The 16,168-nt window shown below is 71.3% G+C and carries 11 protein-coding genes; 1 reads left to right on the forward strand and 10 read right to left on the reverse strand.

Annotation, left to right across the window (positions count from 1 at the left end):
* Nucleotides 1–76: 76 nt before the first annotated feature.
* Complete coding sequence (locus BLW43_RS14140; protein WP_175478918.1) at nucleotides 77–886, forward strand: phosphodiesterase; 810 nt, start codon at nucleotides 77–79, stop codon at nucleotides 884–886.
* Between the two features lie 678 nt (nucleotides 887–1,564).
* Here the strand turns inward: BLW43_RS14140 and BLW43_RS23605 are convergent.
* From BLW43_RS23605 to BLW43_RS14195, 10 genes are all read right to left on the reverse strand, one after another.
* Complete coding sequence (locus tag BLW43_RS23605) at nucleotides 1,565–2,182, reverse strand: phage tail protein (protein WP_175478919.1); 618 nt, start codon at nucleotides 2,180–2,182, stop codon at nucleotides 1,565–1,567.
* A complete protein-coding gene (locus BLW43_RS14145) occupies nucleotides 2,179–3,171 on the reverse strand; it encodes a hypothetical protein (protein WP_175478920.1) in 993 nt (330 codons plus the stop codon). The genes BLW43_RS23605 and BLW43_RS14145 overlap by 4 nt, the downstream gene beginning before the upstream one ends.
* Before the next feature lie 1,198 nt (nucleotides 3,172–4,369).
* On the reverse strand, nucleotides 4,370–5,899 hold the full coding sequence (locus tag BLW43_RS14155; RefSeq protein WP_093254433.1) for an amidase: 1,530 nt from the start codon (nucleotides 5,897–5,899) through the stop codon (nucleotides 4,370–4,372).
* Nucleotides 5,896–8,292 carry an amidase gene (locus BLW43_RS14160; RefSeq protein ID WP_093254434.1) on the reverse strand — a complete coding sequence of 799 codons (2,397 nt, stop codon included), beginning with the start codon at nucleotides 8,290–8,292 and terminating at the stop codon, nucleotides 5,896–5,898. The genes BLW43_RS14155 and BLW43_RS14160 overlap by 4 nt, the downstream gene beginning before the upstream one ends.
* Nucleotides 8,289–9,029: an ATP-binding cassette domain-containing protein gene (locus BLW43_RS14165; protein ID WP_093254436.1), complete on the reverse strand. Its 741-nt coding sequence runs from the start codon at nucleotides 9,027–9,029 to the stop codon at nucleotides 8,289–8,291. Before BLW43_RS14165 ends, BLW43_RS14160 begins: the two co-directional genes overlap by 4 nt.
* A gap of 4 nt (nucleotides 9,030–9,033) precedes the next feature.
* Complete coding sequence (locus tag BLW43_RS14170; RefSeq protein WP_093254437.1) at nucleotides 9,034–10,080, reverse strand: branched-chain amino acid ABC transporter permease; 1,047 nt, start codon at nucleotides 10,078–10,080, stop codon at nucleotides 9,034–9,036.
* Nucleotides 10,080–10,949 (reverse strand): branched-chain amino acid ABC transporter permease, encoded by an 870-nt coding sequence (locus BLW43_RS14175; RefSeq protein WP_093254439.1) that lies wholly within the window; start codon nucleotides 10,947–10,949, stop codon nucleotides 10,080–10,082. The genes BLW43_RS14170 and BLW43_RS14175 overlap by 1 nt, the downstream gene beginning before the upstream one ends.
* An 83-nt stretch (nucleotides 10,950–11,032) precedes the next feature.
* Nucleotides 11,033–12,277, reverse strand: a complete 1,245-nt coding sequence (locus BLW43_RS14180) for an urea ABC transporter substrate-binding protein (RefSeq protein ID WP_093254440.1) — start codon at nucleotides 12,275–12,277, stop codon at nucleotides 11,033–11,035.
* 46 nt (nucleotides 12,278–12,323) lie between these two features.
* A complete protein-coding gene (locus BLW43_RS14185; RefSeq protein ID WP_093254442.1) occupies nucleotides 12,324–13,946 on the reverse strand; it encodes a flotillin family protein in 1,623 nt (540 codons plus the stop codon).
* Nucleotides 13,947–14,716: 770 nt separating this feature from the next.
* Entirely contained in the window at nucleotides 14,717–16,054 is a 1,338-nt protein-coding gene (locus BLW43_RS14195) for an alpha/beta hydrolase family protein (RefSeq protein WP_093254445.1), read from the reverse strand.
* Nucleotides 16,055–16,168 lie beyond the last annotated feature (114 nt).

Consider the following 16,168-nt stretch of genomic DNA (forward strand, 5'->3'; position numbering starts at 1 on the left):
GTCGCGTCTCGCCTCCGCCCGCGCTTTGCGCTATGGCGGGCCCCCTGTGTGTGACGGCGACCCGGGAGCGGCGGCCTTGCGTGCGACGACCATCGTTCAACTGACCGACACCCATCTGCTGGCCGGCGGCGCCAAGGCCTATGGCGCGGCCGACACCGACGCCGGGCTCGCGCGCGCCGTCGGGCACATCGTCGATCTCGACGCCCGGCTCGCGGGCGTCGACGCCGTCGTGGTCAGCGGCGACCTGACCGACGCCGGAGAGCCGGAGGCCTATGGCCGCTTCCGCGAGCTGACGGCCGCGATCCGCGCGCCGATCTTCGTCATCCCCGGCAACCACGACCTGCGCGCGCCGCTGCGCGCGGCCTTCGGGCTGGCTGGCGACGCCGCCGCGCCGGTCGATTTCGCCGCCGACGTCGGCGCGCTGACGCTGGTGGGGCTCGACACCTCGGTGCCCGGCGCCGCCCACGGCGCCGTCTCCGCCGCGCAGGTCGCCTGGCTCGACGAGACGCTCGGCGGCCAGCCCGACCGCCCGGCGCTGCTGTTCCTGCACCATCCGCCCTTCACCACCGGGCTCGACTTCATGGATGCGATCGGCCTTCGGGACGCGGAGGCGCTGGAGGCGGCGGTGCGCCGTCATCCCCGCGTGAGGCTGGTCGCCTGCGGCCATGTCCACCGCGCCATGGCGACCGTCTGGGCCGGCCGCCCGGCGGTCATCGCCCCGGCGCCGACCCACTCCGCGCGGATCGACCTGCGCGCGGACGCCGTGGCGAGCTTCGACCTCGACCCCGGCGCCGTCATGGTCCACCGCTGGCGCGGCGACGCGCTGGTGAGCCATGTCAGCTCCACCGAGCCCGCTCCCGGCCCGTTCCCCTTCTACGCCGAGTGAGCGGCGCGGCGGCGCGCGGCGACATGCGGTCGGGCCCGATCGGGCCGGTCGGCCTTGCGATGCTCGCGATGGCGGGTGAGACGCTGGACATCAAGCCCGCAGGGCTCGCCGAGCGTCCGGAGAGTGGGCGCGGCGCGCGCTTCGCGCAGTCCGCGGCGGGCAGCTTCTTCCGTCGCCCCGACCGCGCGTTCGGGAGAACTCCGCCCACGCCAGCGAGCAGGACCGCGCGGAGATCGCCGCGGTTCGCGAGACCTGGCTCAAGGCCCATCCGGCCGACCGTCGCCCGAAGCCCGAAAACTCCACCCTCGCACGCTCCAAGGAACGGATTCGGCTCAGAACGAGGCCATCGCAAGTTCATGAGCGAGGGCGCATCGGGGGCAGGGTCATCGGCCACAAACGGCGACCCGTCAGATGGCTGCGCCGGGCGAAGGCCCCGGCACGCGCGACGAAAAGTCGATCATGCTGAGGCGGCGCGATCTTGAACCCTGCGTCGCACCTCGACGCCAGATCGATGCTGGCGTCGCATCGTCAGAATTGAAGCAGTCGCCGACTGCAGGACCGCACGATGCGCGTCCGCAATTCGCAATGCAGCGGCGCGCAGGCGCTTCATGTTCGGTCCGGCGGGCGTTCGGCGGCCCGCCGGGTCTGGCGTCGTGGGCAATTGCCGCCGCTGCCCCTTCAGTTGCGCGACGGGAAGATCCCGTTCGTCATGATGCAGAAGCGCAGCACCTGATAGGGCTGGCGGATGTCGACCGGCTGGCCGTCCCCGGCGCTCTCGACCGCGACGGTCACCGCCTGCGGGCCCATCTCGACCGTCGCGCCGCCCGGCGGCGCAACGCCGTAGATCGCTGATCCGGTCGAGAGCGCGGGGAGCGCGCCCTGCGGCGAGGGCGTCGACGCGGGCGAGTTGAGGCCGTGCAACTGGCCCGTCGCCCCATGGGCATGGGGCGGAAGCTGCGCGGCGTCGAGCACGCGCGTCTCGGCGCCGCCCTTCTCGCCAAGGGTGTAGGCGCTCAGCCCCGGCCCCTCGCCGAGATGGATCGGCGTGCGGCCTCGCAGGTCCGGCAGCGCGAAGGTCGTGAGGCCGTCGCCGCCGAACGTCGTGCCATAGATAGAATACAGCGGCCCGTTGCTGTCGATCCGCAGGAGCCGCCCGTCCGCCTCCACCGACGGGTTGGGGCAGAAGCTGTAGCCGACGAGGATGATCTCGCCGAGCAGCCGTTCCTGCGCCTGCGCGCCGCCCGCCGCGAGGCCGAGCGCGGCGACAAGGCCCCTCACGGTCGCGCGGCGGTTCATGACCGGGCCCGTTGGCCGCCGGGCGCGCGCGTTGCGCGTCCGGGCCTGCGGGCGCGGTTGACGCCCAGAAGGCCGAGCGCGCCGCCCAGCAGCAGGATAGAGGCCGGGAGCGGGATCGGCGCGACGGCGGCGCCGGCCGTCTCGAAGTCCAGCCGCGCGAAGTCCACGGCGTAGTCGTCGGCGATGTTGAACTGCGCGAAGGAGTCCTCGGGGATCACCGTCAGCGTGTTCAGCCCCTGCCGGAGCAGCGTCGTCACGTCGAAGCTCAGCGTGGTGATGTTGAGCGCGGCGGGATTGCCGCCTAGCAGCACCGGATCGGCGAAGAACACCCCGACGTCGGTCGTGTTGAACAGGAAGCGCGTGCCCACGAACGGGTCGCCGAAGGGCGAGGTCGCCTGCACGCCGAGGTTGATCCCGGCGGTGCGGATCGAAACCGTCGCCGAGAGGACCGGCGCGCCGTCGAGGTCCACGATGAAGTCGAAGTCCAGCGGCCCGAGTTCGCCGAAGCGGTCGGTGCCCGCCGGATCGTCGGGCGTGCTGTTGTCGACGGGCGCGACGCTGGCGATCAGCGCGGTGTCGGGGCAGACCGTCAGCCCCGGAAAGCCGAAGCAGTCGTCGTCGCCGACCATCAGCGAGACCGTCGCCGCCTTCGCCTCGCCCGACGGGATGAATGCGCAGACGGCCGCCAGCGCGCCGAGCGCCCCGGCGCAGGCGGCCCATGACCGGCGCGGCGCCCTGGCGCGTCCGGTTGAAGTGCTGTTGAGCAGTGTCGACATGGTGTTTTCCTCTGACTGGACTGGCGACTCTCGGCGGGTTCCCGCCGTCACGCGCTCGGCGTCGGGGGGCTGCTTGGGCGGCGCGTCGGCGACCGCCCCGGCGAGCGAGGCGGCGACCTCGGCGCCCTCCCCGTCGCGGCGCTGCCCGCCCGAACCTGGGGAAGCGGGCTTTTCGCACACGCTTTCGAGGGACGCGGCGGGACGCATCATCATCGCAAGCCTCCCGTTTCCAGCGCCGCTCGCCATCTGCTCGTCGATTCCCGATCAATCCTGCAAAAAGGCCTTGGCCGGGAGCCGCCAAATCCGGAGGGGGGGGCCTCGGATTTTTTTGAGGGGGGCTCTGGCGCCGCGACCGCGGTCCACGGCGAGAGCCCCCGGGCGTCGGCGCGGCCGGCCAGAGGGCGGCTTCACCACATGAATCGGGTCGGGCCACCCGAGCCGCCGCTCGTCGTATTCCCGCCTTAGCGCCGCGACCGGCCGGAAGCGGGAGCGGCCCTCCGGGGGCGCGGTCGGAGAAGCGATGCTGCGCGGCTGGCCGGTTCAGCGGTCGATGGCCGTTCGCCTGAACCTGGGCGCGGAGAACGGGCGGAGGCGTGGTGATGGATCTGAAGCGTCCCGGCGGCTCCGCGCATTCGCGAGGGTGCGCCGCGGGTGCGAAGCGGCAGGCCGCCTGAAACTTGCGTTCAGCGGATGCGGCCGCCACCGGCGCAACCCTTCGCGGCGCGGCGGCGCTCGCCTGATCGAACGCCGCCGCGTCGTCGTCAGGGTCATGGACGGCGCGCCGATGAAGCGCGCGACGAAGGCGCTCGCCGGTCGATCGCAAGGCGCGATCGGGGGGCTAGGCCGCTCTACGCGACCCCGCTTCATCACATCCGGCATGTCGCCCCCGGTCATGGCCCCGATCCGATCATGGGCGACGTGCGTCGCCGTCGCGCTGGGCCAAAGATGCGGGCGCGTGATCTCCGCGCGCATCTCGCTCCCCAGCCGCGCGTCGAGGTTCGAGAGCGTCGCGTCGAAGACGAAGGCGGCGGGAGCGCGCATGATCTCGCTCCCATGCCGCCGGCGCGACGCCCCCGCCCATCGCGCCGGCGGCAGTTCCGAAAACCTCGTTGCCCATGGAGCGGTCTCACATGCCGCGGAAGGTCGGCTTGAGACGCGCCTCTCCCTGCGGCCCCTGCATCGGGCCACGCGAAGGATCTCGGCTGCGCCGAGTGCGGTGACGCGGTTCATGGGGGCGATGCGGATTCGGACTTCGGCAGTCTGGCGCTGGGCCAGCCCGAACCTCCGCGGGGCGCGCCGCCCGCTCAGGGCTGAAAGCAGGCCGCCGGACCGTTTTCCGGGCGCCATGCGGGGCGGGCCACGTCATCTACCGGTCCAGCCGGATCGGCGGCGAGAGCGCTTGCGCCGCGCCTCAGCCGCTCCTGCGCGGTGAAGAGGCCGCCACCGCGCCTTCCAGCGCCGCCGCGGCGCGATAGATCAGCGCTTCGCCGAGCATCGGCCCGACGAGCTGCGCGCCGACCGGGCGGCCGTCCGGCGTCAGGCCGCAGGGCAGGGAGATCGCCGGGTGCCCCGTCGCGCAGGTCGGCGCGGTGTTCGGGAGCATCGAGAAGGCCGCGGCGACGATGTCCTCCCGGCTCGCGCCTGGCGGCGGCAGCGGCTGCGCCGCCATCGGCGTGGTCGGCATGAGCAGCAGGTCATGCTCGGCGAGCGCGGCGTCATAGGCCGCGGTCAGCCGCCGGTTGAGGTTCTGCGCCTTGCCGTAGAAGCGGCCGCGATGGCGCGAAGTCATGTAGTGGCCCATCAGGATGCCGAGCTTCAGCGTCTCCGACAGCTCGTCGGCCCGGGCGCGCCAGCGAGCATGGGCGTCGAGCATGCTCTCAAGGAACACGCCCTTCATGTTGGTCCCGTAGGCGTTCTGGCGCATCATCAGCTCGGTGGCGCCCTCCAGGAAGATCGGCGTCCAGATCGCCGCGCCGACGGCGTGCAGCGGCATCGAGATCTCGCTCACGCGCGCGCCCTGCCGCGCCAGGGTCGCCCCCGCCGCGCGCACCTGCGCGTTCACCGCCGCCTCCGCGCCGGCCATGGCGAAGCTCTCGGCGACCATCGCGACGCGAAGCCCGGCCGCGCCATGGGCCAGCGCCTCAGTGTAGCGTTGCGACGGCGCGCCGCTCTGGCGCGGGTCGAGCCCGTCCGGCCCGGCCATGACCTCCAGCATCAGCGCGTTGTCGGCGACGGTGCGGGTCATGGGGCCGACATGGTCGATGGTGGCCTCGACCGCGAAGACCCCGGTGTAGGGCACGAGACCATGGGTCGGCTTCATGCCGACGATGCCGCAGAACGAGGCGGGGATGCGGATCGAGCCGCCCTGGTCGCCGCCCGTCGCCATGTCCACGACGCCCGCCGCCACCAGCGCGGCGGAGCCGGAGGACGAGCCGCCGGCGTTGCCGCCGGGAACGGCGGGGTTCTCGACCGGGCCGGAATGGCTGGTGTGGCTGCCGCCCGAGGCGCAGTAGTACTCGCAGACGGCCTTGCCGCGGATCTCCGCGCCGGCGTCCAGCAGCCGCGTCACGATGGTGGCGTCGATCTCGGGGATGTAGCCTTCGAGGATGGAGGAGCCGTTCGTCATCGGCATGCCCGCGACGCAGACGTTGTCCTTGATCGCGACCGTTTTTCCGAAGAGCGGCCCGCGCGGCGCGCCCCTGATGGTTCCCAGCGTCGCCCAGGCCCCGCAAGGGTTCTCCTCCGGGTCGGGGCGGCGGCCCGGCGTGCGCGGATGCTTCGTCTCCGGCAGCGGCTCGGCCATCGCATCCACGATGTCGTAGCTGTCGAACAGCCCCTGCATCAGTCCGCGAAAGCTCTCCGCGTCGGCCGCCGACAGCGACAGCCCCAGCTCGCGGCCGACCGCGCGCAACTCGTCGGCGCCGGGCCGGCGGATCGTCACATCGACTTCCAGTCGCCGGCGGCCTCGAAGGCGGCGGCGGCCTGGTAGATCGTGCTCTCGGCCCAGTGCTTGCCGACGAGCATCGCGCCCACCGGCAGCCCGTCGGCGAGCGCGCAGGGCAGGCTCATCGCGGGATGGCCGGTCACGTCGAAGGGCGCGGTGTTGTTGAGCATCTCGAAGGCGCGCTGCAGCACCTCCGCCAGCGGCGCGTCTGGCGCGGGGATCGGCGTCGCGCGCATCGCGGTCGTCGGCATCAGCAGCAGATCGTAGGCGCCGAGCATCTGGTCATAGGCCGCCCGCAGCCGCCGCGCGAGGTTCTGCGCCTTGGCGTAGTAGTGGCCGCGATGGTGGCGCAGGAAATACTCGCCGGTGAACATCGTGATCTTGAGCGTCTCCGACAGCTCGTCGGCCCGGCTGCGCCAGTTGGCGTGGGCGTCGAGCAGGGAGGTCGTGTAGAGCCCCTTCCAGCCGGTGCCCATGCCGTTGCCGCTCATCATCTGGTTGGTGGCGCCCTCGGAGGCGATGGCGGTCCAGATCGCCATCGCCTTGTCGTGCATCGGGATCGACACCTCGTCGACCGAGGCGCCGAGGTCGCGGAAACTCGCCGCCGCGCGCCGCACCGCCTCGTCCACGCAGGGCTCGCTCTCGGGCCGGCCGAAGCCCTCGCGCACCACGGCGATGCGCAGGCCCCGCGCGCCGCGACCCAGCGCGGCGGTGTAGGCGTCGGTCTTCGGCGCGTACTGCCGCGGGTCGAGCCCGTCCTCGCCGGCCAGCACCTCCAGCATCAGGGCGTTGTCGGCGACGTTGGCGGTCATCGGGCCGGTGTGGTCGATGGTCGTCTCGATCGGCATGACGCCGGTGTAGGGCACGAGGCCGTGGGTCGGCTTCATGCCGTAGACGCCGCAGAACGAGGCCGGCATGCGGATCGATCCGCCCTGGTCGCCGCCGATCGCCATGTCCACCTGCCCCGACGCCACCACGGCCGCCGAGCCGGAGGAGGAGCCGCCGGCCGAGTAGCCGCGCTTCCAGGGGTTGTGCGTCGGCCCGGTCGCGTTGGTGTGGCTGCCGCCGGAGAAGCAGAAGTATTCGCAGTGCGCCTTGCCGACGATCGTGCCGCCGGCCTCCAGGATGCGCGTGACGATGGTGGCGTCGATGTCGGGCGTGTAGCCCTTGAGCGTCGAGGCGCCGTTCATCATCGGCACGCCGGCGAGGCACACGTTGTCCTTCAGCGCGATGGTCTTGCCCGAGAGCGGCCCGCGCGGCGCGCCGCGCACCTCGGTCCTGACATACCAGGCGTTGAGGGGGTCTTCCTCCTCGGTCGGGCGGCGCCCGGCGGTGCGGGGGAACTCCACCGCCGGCAGGTTGTCGGGCATCGCGTCGAGGATGTCGTACCGCTTCATCGAGGCTTCCATGAGCCCCAGGAACTCGCGGATGCGGTCATCGGACAGGTTCATGCCGAAATCGCGCACGATCGCCTTGAGCTGGTCGAAACTGGGGCGCTGCACGGTCATGCGGGCGAGCCTTTCGGTGAGGTCGGCGGGGGCGGAGATCGGGGCAGGGGCGGGCGCCGGCGTCTCGTTCGCCATCGCGCCGTTGCGGTGCGGGCCGGCGGGCGAGGGCGACGGGGCGACCGCTGGCATGGCTGCGCCGCCGGCGGGGGCTGCGGCCGGTCGTGCGCTGCGGAAGCCGGTGAACTCGTCGATCAGCGCGCCGTCCATCTCGCCGCGCGCCATCTCGCCCTTGATCTGGCCCTTCTGGAGCACCAGCACCCTGTCGCAAAGGCCGGTGATGAACTCCAGGTTCTGCTCCACGAGGATGATGGTCAGGCCGCGCGCCTCGGCCAGTTCTCGCAGCTTGTCCTCGATCAGATCGACGATGGAGGGCTGGATGCCCTCGGTCGGCTCGTCCAGCAGCACCAGGTCCGGCGCGGAGACCAGACAGCGCGCCAGCGCCAGAAGCTGCTGCTCCCCGCCCGAGAGCGCCCCGCCCGGCCGGTCGAGCAGGCGCTCAAGCTGCGGGAACTCCGCGAGGATCGCCTCCAGCGCCGCGCGCTCGTCCTCCAGCCCGTGGCTGGCCACGCCCATGCGCAGGTTGTCGCGCACCGAGAGCGTCGGGAAGATCCCGCGGCCCTGCGGAACGTAGCCGACGCCGAGCAGCGCCCGGCGATGCGCGCCCTCGCGCGTCACGTCCACGCCGTCGAAGGTGATCTCGCCGCCGGTCGCCGGCACGAGGCCCATCAGGGTCTTCAGCAGCGTCGTCTTGCCCATGCCGTTGTGGCCGAGCACGCCGAGGATCTCGCCGGCGCCCACCGTCACGTCGAGGCCCTGCAGCACCGGCACGCGGCCGTAGCCCGAGCGCAGCCCCCTGGCCGCGAGGATGACGTCGGCGCTCAATGCTTGTGCCCCAGATAGACGTCGCGCACCGTCGGGTCCGCGGACACCTCGTCCATCGGCCCTTCCATCAGGATGGCGCCGCGGTGAAACACCGTGACGCGCCCGGCGATGGCGCGGATGAAGTTCATGTCGTGCTCCACGACGATCAGGCTGGCGGTGCGGTTGATCTCGCGGATCAGCTCGGCGGTGAACACGGTCTCCTCGTCGGTCATGCCGGCGGCGGGCTCGTCGAGCAGCACGAGCCAGGGCTCAGCCGCCATCACCATGCCCAGCTCCACCCACTGCCGCTGGCCATGCGCCAGCGCGCCGACCGCGCGGGCGCGGATGTCGCCGAGGCGCACCCGCTCCAGCGTCTCGGCCGTCAGCCGCTCGGCGCGCTCCGCGCCATGGGCGCGGCGGGCGGCGAGCCAGATGTTCTCGCGCACGCTCAGGCCGTCGAACACGTTCGGCACCTGCGTCTTGACGCCCACGCCGAGCTGCGCGACCTGGTGCGGGTCGGCTCCGGTCATGTCGACGCCGCGGATCGTCACGACGCCCTCGGTCGGCTTGAGCTGCCCGGTCAGGCACTTGAAGAAGGTGCTCTTGCCGGCGCCGTTGGGGCCGATCAGGCAGCGCAGCTCGCCGGCCTCCAGTCTGAAGTTCACGTCGTCGTTGGCCGTCACGCCGCCGAAGCGCATGCTGAGGTTGCGGGTCTCCACCACTGTTTCGCGACGGGTGCGGGAACGGGCGCGGGCCATGGCGCTACTCGGCCGGCTCGGCGGCGAGCGCGCGCCGCGGTCGCCGCCGCCGCCGCGCGCGCCCGCGGCCCCGCATCGCCCGCGCGGCGAGGTCCATCGCCGTCGGCGCCAGCCCCTGCGGCAGCAGCAGCACGAACACGATCAGCACCAGCCCCAGCACGACGTTGAGGTTCACCAGCTGCTGGCTGCCCAGCCACGAGTTCAGGTAGAAGATGCCGAAGGCGCCCAGGATCGGCCCGATCAGCGTGCCCCGGCCGCCGACGATCACCCAGATGATCGCCTGCGCGGCATAGGGCAGGCCGAAGAGGTCCGGCGTCACCCGGCCCACCCCGTTGGCCATCAGCACGCCCGCCAACCCCGCCAGCCCGCCGCCGATGGTGAACAGGCCGAGCTTGTAGAGCCGCGCGTCGTAGCCCAGCAGCTCCGCGCGCGTCTCGTTCTCGCGCACCGCGGCGCAGACCCGCCCGAAGCGGCTGCGCGTCAGCCAGACGCAGCCGAAATAGCTCAAGGTCAGCGCGCTCATCGCCACGTAGAACAGCTGGTTCGGAAACAGGATCGCCGCGCTGTCCCAGGGCAGGGTCAGCGGTGGGGCCGACGTGCCGTTGAAGCCACCGAGCAGCGCGTCGCCGATCTTGTATTCCGGCCCGGAGGTGCGGCGGATCAGGCTGAAGAACACCAGCGTCACCGTCAGCGTGATCGCGCCGAGATAGACGTCGGAGACCCGCCCGAAGAACATGAAGTATCCCAGCAGCGCCGCGAACGCCGCGCCGACCGCGATGGCGACCAGCACCGCGGTCGAGGTGTCGCCGAAATTCTGCGCCGCCACGGCGTAGGCGTAGGCGCCGAGGCCAAAGAACACCGTCTGCCCGAAGCACAGGATGCCGCCATATCCCCAGATCAGCCCCAGGCTCAGGCCCAGCAGCGCCAGGGCGATGGCGGTGGTGAGGTTGATGATGGTGAAGAGCTGCAGCACCTGCGGCGCCAGCGCCATGAACGCCACCGCCAGCGCGCCCAGCGGCCACAGCCTGCCCGCGCCCGTCTCAGCCCCCATCACAGCGACTTGCGGAAGAACCGCCCCGTGATGCCCTGCGGCATGATGCGGATGATGACGATGGCGGTCAGCAGCAGCGCCACCTCGCCGAGCGTCGGTCCCGTGGCGTAGGAGATCACGCCGTTGACCACGCCCAGCAGCGACGACGCCGAGAGCGTGCCGGCGAGGATCGCGGCGCCCCCGGAGATCACGGTGATGAACGCCTTGGCGATGTAGATCGCGCCGACGGTGGGCACGACGCCGGTGATCGGCGCCAGCAGCCCGCCGGCCAGCCCCGCGACCGCCGAGCCGAAGCCGAAGGTCAACATGTAGACCTGCGAGGTCGAGACGCCGAGCGCCGACGCCATGTCGGGCCGCTGCATCGTCGCCCGCGCCACCAGCCCCAGCTTGGTCAGGCGCAGCACCGCGTAGACCCCCGCGACGGCGGCCAGCGTGATGAGGATCAGGAACAACTCGTAGCCCGAGGAGCCGTAGCCGCCGATCTGCACGGCGCCGATGGGCGGCGAGATCGTCGTCGTGGTCTGCGGCCCGAAAATGGTCGTCACCGCCCCGATCAGGAACAGGCTCAGCCCCCATGTCGCGAGCAGCGTGTCGATCATCCGCCCGTAGAGATGGCGGATCAGCACCCGCTCCACGATCACGCCGACGAGGCCGACGACCAGCGGCGCCAGCACCAGCATCGCGAACCAGAGATTCACGCCATGGCTGGTCGCGACGATCACCGTGTAGCCGCCGAGCATGATGAACTCGCCATGGGCGAGGTTGATCACGCGCATCATGCCGAAGATGATCGCGAGCCCGAGGCTGATCAGCGCGAGGTTGCTCACGCCGTAGACGATCTGCAGCGCGAGGGCGAGGAAGAGGTCCAAGCGTCGTCTCCGGATATTGCGGGCGGGGGCGCGGGGAAGGGCGTAAGGAGGGCGGGGGCGCGCAGCGCGCGCCCCTAGGCGCGCTACTCGATGCCGGCGGCCTTCAGGCCGTTCTCGAAGTAGAAGGTCGACTGGTTGGGGTTGGCGTCGAGATCGCAGACCAGAAGCGTGTCCGACGGCGGCTGCGCCTCGAAGGTCTCCAGCACATGCAGCACCTGGTCGCGCAACTCCGCGATGGCGACGTTCTGCACGAGGTGGTTGGTCTTGGGCTCGATGGTCACGGTTCCCGACGGCCCGTCGAAGCTGACCGGCGAGCGCAGGGCCTCGATCACCGCCATGCGGTCGGTCGTGCCCGCCTTCCGCACGCCCTCCGCCCACAGATGCACGCCCTCATAGGAGCGCGCGGTGGTCTCGGAGATGTAGTTGATGTCCTCGCTGGAGAACGCGCGCAGATCGCTCACGAACTTCCTGTTCGCCGGCGTGTCGATCTCCTCGAAATAGGCGAAGGAGACGATCATGCCGTTCCCTTCCTCCGCCGAGACCAGCTTGTGCTCGCCGCCCAGCGTGAAGGTCGTCGAGGCCAGCGGGATTTCCTTGTTCACGCCCGCCGCGCCATACTGGCGGTAGAACGAGATGTGCGCCGCCCCGACCAGCGCCGACATCACGAAGTCGGGCTTCTCGGTCTGGATCTTCTTGATCGTCGGGCCAAAGTTGGTCACGTCGAGCGGGAAGAACTCCACCGCGACATTCTCGCCGCCGTTGTCTCGAACGTATTTCTGCACCCAGTCGGCGGTGATGTGGCCATAGTTGTAGTCAGCCGCGATGATGTAGACCTTCTTGCCCCACTTGTTCATGGCGTATGGAACGAGCTTCTCGACAGTCTGCGCCGGCGTGCTGCCGGTGCAGAAGTTGTTGTAGTCGCAGACGCCGCCCTCATAGAGCGTGTTGTAGAAATAGAGGGTTTGGAAGCGGTTCAGCACCGGGCGGATCGCCTCGCGCGAGGCCGAGGTGATGCCGGCGTGGACGACATCCACCCGGTCGCCGGCGGCGGCCTGGGTCGCGAACTGGGTGTAGAACTGGATCGTGGTCTGCGGATCGTAGGCGATCAGCTCGATCTGGCGGTCGAGCAGCCCGCCGGCGGCGTTGATCTCCGAGACGGCGAGCTTCGTGGCCTCCAGCATCGGCCGGCCCAGCAGCTCCAGCCCGCCCGACTGGTCGAGGATCGCCGCCATCTTGATCGGGTTCGCCGCGCGGACGATCGCAGGCGCGGCGAGGGTCGCGGCGCCGGCGGCGGAGGCGCGCAGCAGGCTGCGGCGGGACAGTTTCATTCGGTGTTCTCCTGTGCTGATCCGTCAGTGGACGCCGCGACGTCGCCTAGCTCTCGGCCGGTCCCGAACCGTTCCTGGGAGCGCCGCCCGTCCCGGGCGCGTCGCCGGTGCGCAGGCGCGAGGCCACGCCGCCCACGCCGGCGCCGATGTTCATGCCGATCTCCTCGCCGAGCTTCTGGACGGCGGGCAGCTGCAGGGCCATGCCGAGAATGCCGTCGACGACCTGGTTGACCATCGGCCCGCCGTCGCCATGGCCGCCCGCGCCGCCGCCCGCGGCGCCGAAGCCGCTGACATGGTTGATGCGGATGCTCTCGATCTTCTCGGCGGGCTTGACCATCTCGCGCACCACCTCCGGCAGGGCCTTGATCTTGGCGAGGTCGGTCTTCATGCGCACGATGGCCTCGGACTGGGTGTTCTGCGCGTCGAACAGCGCCGCCTCGCCCTCGGCCTGAGCAAGCAGGCGCGCCTTCTCCGCAGCCGCCTTCTCGGCGACGGCGTGCGCCTCGGCCTCGGCCATGGCGCGCACCGTGCCGGCCTCGGACGCCACGCGCGTGTCGTCCACCGCCGCGGCCTCCTGCGCCTTTATCACCGCCAGCGCCTTGGCGCGTTCGGCGGCGGCGGTCTCCCTCGCCGTCACCACGCTCTCGCGGCCGGTCACCTCGGAGGCGATTGCGGAGGCCGCCGCCGCCTGGGCCGTCGCGGCCTCCGCCTTCTTGGCCGCGATCAGAACCTCGCTGTCGGCCTTCGCCGTGCGCTTGGCGAGCTCCGCGCGGGCGTCGATCTCGGCGATCTCCTGCTCGGCCTGGATCTGCTTGGCGCGCACCTCCATGTCGCGGCGGATGCGGGCGTATTCGCGCCGCTCGTCGCCCTCCGCCTGCGCCTCCGCGGTCTCGGCGGTGGTGCGGGCGCGCGCGGCCTCGATGGCCTTAGTCTGCGCGAACTGCGCCTCCTCCTCCTCCTGCTCGATCAGCAGGCGGCGCTTGACGGCGTCGAGGCGGCTCTGGCGCACGGCGGTGTCGGCCTCGTCCTCGATGACCGCGCGCTCCTTCTTGTTGGTCGCGATCACCTCCGCGAGGCGCCGCATGCCGACCGCGTTGAAGGCGTTGCCCTGATCGAGGTTCTGGAACGGCGTCTGGTCGAGCCGCGTCAGCGACACCGCCTCCAGCAGCAGCCCGTTCGGACGCAGCTTGTCCGCCAGCGCATCGGCAACTTCGGCGACGTACTTGCCGCGGTTGTCCTGCAGCGCGTCCATCGTGTAGCCGGCGGCGACGTTCAGCAGCGCGTCGGCGAGCTTGCCTTCGAGCAGGTCGGCGAGGTCTTCCGCCCGGAACGCCTTGCCCCCCAGCGCCTGCGCCGCCGTCGCCACGCCTTCGTCGGTCGGCTGCACGCGCACATGGAACTCCGCGGTGGCGTCGATGCGCAGGCGGTCGGCGGTGATGATCGAGGTCTCGCCGGCGCGCTCCACCTCCAGCCGCATGGTGCGCATGTTCACTTCGGACGTGCGGTGCAGGATCGGCAGGCTCAGCACGCCGCCGTCGAGCACCACGCGCTGCCCGCCCTGGCCGGTGCGCACCAGCGCCACTTCCCGGCTCGCCTTCATGTAGAAGCGGTTGAGAAACAGCACGAGCGCAACAAGCGCGACGATCGCGCCGACAACGAGCCAGACCATCCGGGCGAACCTCCACTGTGCGGCGACCACCGCTGTTCAGGCGGAGAATCGTCATGGCCGGAACGCTAACAACGCAAGGGCGGGTCAACACCGAAGATTCGCAGTCCGGCGACGTCGCCATTCGGGTCTGCGGCTTTTTCGGGCGCGGGTGCGGCAAATGGATGAAAGTGCGAAAAAACTGTGCGGGAACTGAGCGGTTGGCGCGGAAAGGTCCGCGAGGCCTGCGCTTCGGCAGCGACGTGCGTCAGGCTCGGAACGCGGCCAGAGGCTTGGTGCTTATGACCGGCGGGCGACGATGCTTGCATTGACGACGGCGCGCGTCACCCTCGCGAGGCCGTGGCGCCTGGCGCTCGCGGCGATCAGACCGCCGGTGGTCGCGACGGTGCGCCCGGCGGTCCGCGCCCTGGCCGTCATCTGGCCCCGGAGATCGCCCTTCGGCGCGCCGGCTTCGGCGGTGAGGCGCGGCTCGCCGCCGTTTTTGAGTAGCTCGGAGTCCACGCTCGCGCCTAGCGCGCCCTCACCGTTGGACCGGCCGGATCGGGCTCTGGTCCCGGGTCAGATCGACCCTGTCGAACGTCGGGCCTCGCATGAGGATCTGCGCGAGGCCGGGCTTCCCTTCTGTCAGGCGGCGGCGCCCGGTCTCCGCAAGGATGATCAAGGCGGCGTCGCGCCGGGCGATGCGCCGCCGCCCTGAGACGGCCGCGGCGCCCCGCCTCTTGGCGCGCCCCGCCCGGCGACGGGCGCCGGAACCCGTCGGGCGCGCGCCGCGATCAGGCGGCCCGGCCGCGTCGCCCGCGCAACGCGCCGAGCCCGCCGAGCGCCAGCCCCAGCAGCCAGACCGACGCCGGCAGCGGCACCGGCGCAGGCGCGGCGGCGAGAGCCTCGTAGCGCAGCCCTTCCGCCGCGCCGTCGGCGAAGCCGGTCCATCCCTCTGCGCCGAGCGTCGGCAGGTCGAGGAAGGCGGCCCTGGACGCGTCGCCCTTCAGCAGCACGTCCATCCAGGCCGTCACGAAATGCTGGCCGACATTGTTCATGAAAACCGTATCCCAGACCGCGTCGGTGTAGTGGCCCGAGACGCCGGCGACGAAGCTCTCCTTCGGCGCGGGGATCGGCGCGACGGTGTTGTGGCCGCCGCCCTCGAAGGTCAGCAGGGCGCGGTCGACGCTGGTCGCGCCCTCCCAGATCGCGCGCACGCCTTCCTCGTAGAGCGACGTGCGGTCGTCCGAGCCGGCGATGAAGAGCATGGGGATCTCGATGCCCGCCAGCCCCTCCTCGTCCCAGAAGCCGCGGTTCATGCCCCAGGGGCCGATCGCCACGGAAGTCTTGATGCGCGGGTCGGGCAGGGCGTCGTGTGTCGCGCTGCCCTGCCTGTGGATCTCCAGCGTGTCGAACGGCGAGTAGGCCATGGCGGCGTCGCTGAGGCCGCCGCCGGACGTTACGACGGCGCCGTAGCCGCCCATCGAGTATCCGATGAGCGCGGCGTTGTCGGCGTCGATCAAGCCGGCCACCCCGGAGGACGCGTCGCCGTTGAGCCGCGCCATCTCGTCGAGCACGAAAAGCTGGTCGAGGGAGCGGTTCACGAGGGTCGATCCGAAAACCGTCTGGGTGCGGTAGGTGCTGTCGGTGTGGTCGATGGAGGCGACGACATAGCCCTTGGAGGCGAGGTTCTCGGCGAGGTGAGACATGAGGAAGCGGTTGCCGGGGTAGCCGTGGCTCATGAGGATCAGCGGGAAGGGCTCGCCGGCGGCGGCGGGCGCGGCGTCGCGGAACGCGCGGCCCTCCAGCGTCACCTCGGTGACGCCGTCGCGGATGTAGCTCTGGAACGAGGTCTCGCCGGTCGCCCCGCTGGCGGCGGGATACCACATCTCGACCGTCAGCGGCCGGTCGTAGCGCGGATACTCGGCCGGCTTCGGTTCGGTGACGTCGATGGCCTTGATGTCGATCTGGTCGGGATTGACCAGGTCGAACCGGCGCACGCCGACGGGCAGATCGCCATAGGCGGCGAGGGCCGGCGCATCGGTAGACTGCCCGTCGATGCGGTTCTGCGCGGCGAGCGGCGTAGCCGCGGCGGCGGCGATGGTCATTGTCATCAGGGCGATGTGGCGCATTCTTGGTCCTCTTGGGGTTGCAGCCGGTCCGGCGGCGTCGCGACGGCTCTCCGGGATCGGACGGCGCACGGTGCGGACGGCGGGACGGTTCCGGGGCCGCCGGGTCAGGCGCAG

It is taken from the genome of Rubrimonas cliftonensis (assembly GCF_900107585.1).
Classification (GTDB): Bacteria; Pseudomonadota; Alphaproteobacteria; order Rhodobacterales; family Rhodobacteraceae; genus Rubrimonas; species Rubrimonas cliftonensis.

Bases quoted from the DNA above. Each gene is read 5' to 3' on its own strand.
- BLW43_RS14170 (WP_093254437.1), bottom strand. From the start codon at position 10,080: ATGGGGGCTGAGACGGGCGCGGGCAGGCTGTGGCCGCTGGGCGCGCTG.
- BLW43_RS14195 (WP_093254445.1), bottom strand. From the start codon at position 16,054: ATGCGCCACATCGCCCTGATGACAATGACCATCGCCGCCGCCGCGGCT.
- BLW43_RS14145 (WP_175478920.1), bottom strand. From the start codon at position 3,171: ATGATGATGCGTCCCGCCGCGTCCCTCGAAAGCGTGTGCGAAAAGCCC.
- BLW43_RS23605 (WP_175478919.1), bottom strand. From the start codon at position 2,182: ATGAACCGCCGCGCGACCGTGAGGGGCCTTGTCGCCGCGCTCGGCCTC.
- BLW43_RS14180 (WP_093254440.1), bottom strand. From the start codon at position 12,277: ATGAAACTGTCCCGCCGCAGCCTGCTGCGCGCCTCCGCCGCCGGCGCC.
- BLW43_RS14165 (WP_093254436.1), bottom strand. From the start codon at position 9,029: ATGGCCCGCGCCCGTTCCCGCACCCGTCGCGAAACAGTGGTGGAGACC.
- BLW43_RS14185 (WP_093254442.1), bottom strand. From the start codon at position 13,946: ATGGTCTGGCTCGTTGTCGGCGCGATCGTCGCGCTTGTTGCGCTCGTG.